The organism is Moorena sp. SIO3E8 (genome assembly GCF_010692445.1).
In the GTDB taxonomy this organism is placed as follows: domain Bacteria; phylum Cyanobacteriota; class Cyanobacteriia; order Cyanobacteriales; family Coleofasciculaceae; genus Moorena; species Moorena bouillonii.
Genome location: NZ_JAAHHM010000326.1, coordinates 1 through 1,843 on the forward strand (window position 1 = coordinate 1; position 1,843 = coordinate 1,843).

At 43.4% G+C, this 1,843-nt stretch carries 2 protein-coding genes; both read right to left on the reverse strand.

The features are described 5' to 3' along the window. Positions 1-108: 108 nt before the first annotated feature. A complete protein-coding gene (locus F6K46_RS39490) occupies positions 109-471 on the reverse strand; it encodes an HNH endonuclease (protein ID WP_293068931.1) in 363 nt (120 codons plus the stop codon). Positions 472-515: 44 nt separating this feature from the next. Next, positions 516-1,820: a group II intron reverse transcriptase/maturase gene (ltrA, locus tag F6K46_RS39495; protein WP_293068934.1), complete on the reverse strand. Its 1,305-nt coding sequence runs from the start codon at positions 1,818-1,820 to the stop codon at positions 516-518. Positions 1,821-1,843: the final 23 nt, after the last annotated feature.

Consider the following 1,843-nt stretch of genomic DNA (forward strand, 5'->3'; position numbering starts at 1 on the left):
CCATTAAACTAAGCCAGTGAGTCACCTCACTGACTCGTCTTCAAAACCGGGCGTGAAAGTTTCCCTTCACCCGGCTCCTCGTTGTAGGAACCATTGACATTGGTACCTCTACCAGGGATGGGCATCAAGCTCATGACTGGTTTTTACGGTAGAACCGTGTCTGACATCGTGGCAATGTAGGTGAAGTAGTTCCAGATTGTCGTCTGTGTTATTTCCACCAATGGAGCGCGGTATAATGTGATGTGTTTCCAATAAATCTTCGTCCCTAAAGGTAAGACCACAGTGGGAGCACTTCCCTTTTTGCCTTTTTAAAAGTCTGGCCTTTTGATTGGTCAAAACAGGATGCTTACCCATTCTGGTACTCCAATAGATTAGGTCTCCATCGTAAGGACTTCTGGATTCTTTGACTTTGACATGTCTAACAATTGGTGTCAAAGCATGTTTCGGTAGATAGTTATCTTCCTGTGCCATGAATACCCAGTTGTCGTTTGAGATGGTTCCCCAATATTTCTGGTTTACCCAGGTTTTTGATTTCTTTGGATGCCTTCTGTACCCCCACCGTTGGAGTTTATTCCATAACATATTCCCCAGGTCGTTGTTCGCGTAGCGTGGCCATAGGCCAAGGTTTCTTTGCTACAGACTGTGCTGTAATAATTACACCAACCTGTTATAATGGGTTTGAGTCGGCTAATTAGAGCCTTCTGTGGAGCAGCTTTATATCTATCAATAACAGAGGAAAGCTGCTCATAATGCTTGTGGATTTTCTGTTTAGATGGTTTGATGATGGTCTTAAAACCTTGTTTTGACTGGTTTTTACCAACCTGATATTGACGGACATTGAATCCGAGAAAGTCAAATCCATCCATGGTGTGGGTAATCCTGGTCTTACTTGATTTTAGTTCCAAGCCCATGTCCATCAACCATAGGTTGATGACCTTCTGGCATTCTTCTACCACGGTTAGGTCTTTGTGCATGATGACAAAATCATCAGCATATCGAACCAAACTTAAGGCTGATTTGTTATCCCGTTTTTTTCCGGGTAATGTTTCGGCATATTGTTTAATCCGTTTTTCCATGCCGTGAAGGGCTATGTTGGCCAGTAGAGGGGATATTACTCCCCCCTGTGGTGTGCCCTTATCTGTAGTGGAGAATGTGTCATTGTCCATCACACCAGCCTTGAGCCAGGAACGTATTAAACGTTTCATGGATGGATAAGTATTTAATTTTCTCAGAAGTGCATCGTGGTTGATTTTATCGAAGCATTTGGCAATATCAGCATCTAGAACCCATTTTGGTTTTTGTTTGATACTGTTGAATATTGCTTCGATGGCATCGTGGCCTGAGCGTCCTGGTCTAAACCCATATGAATTAGGTTCAAATTGTGCCTCCCATTCTGGTTCTAATGCCAGTTTGGCAAGAGCTTGCAATGTTCGGTCATACATGGTAGGGATGCCTAGTGGGCGTTTTTCACCTTTACCAGGTTTGGGAATCCAAACCCGTCGAGTTGGTTTGGCCTTTCCGCAGACTTTCAAGTTGTTAACTAGGGACAGACGTTGTAATGGTGTTAATGATTTGATACCATCAACCCCAGCCGTCTTCTTACCCTTGTTATCTTGTGTGACCCTACGCACCGCAATCATTTTTGCAGTCCAAGACTTCATCAAGGTTTTTTGTAGTCGTCTAACCGCGCGAACATCGCCACGTTGGGAGGCTCGAAATATTCGTTTTTGCAACTTAAATAGGGCTCGTTTTAACTTACGCCAATTGACCTTATTCCATTCCGAGGTATGGGAGAATCCCATCGTTTTAGACTTATTCATTGGTACTTGCGACTATTTCTTTT

Excerpts from the sequence above, each read along its gene's own strand:
- F6K46_RS39490 (WP_293068931.1), bottom strand. The coding sequence starts at position 471 with ATGGCACAGGAAGATAACTATCTACCGAAACATGCTTTGACACCAATT.
- ltrA (WP_293068934.1), bottom strand. The coding sequence starts at position 1,820 with ATGAATAAGTCTAAAACGATGGGATTCTCCCATACCTCGGAATGGAAT.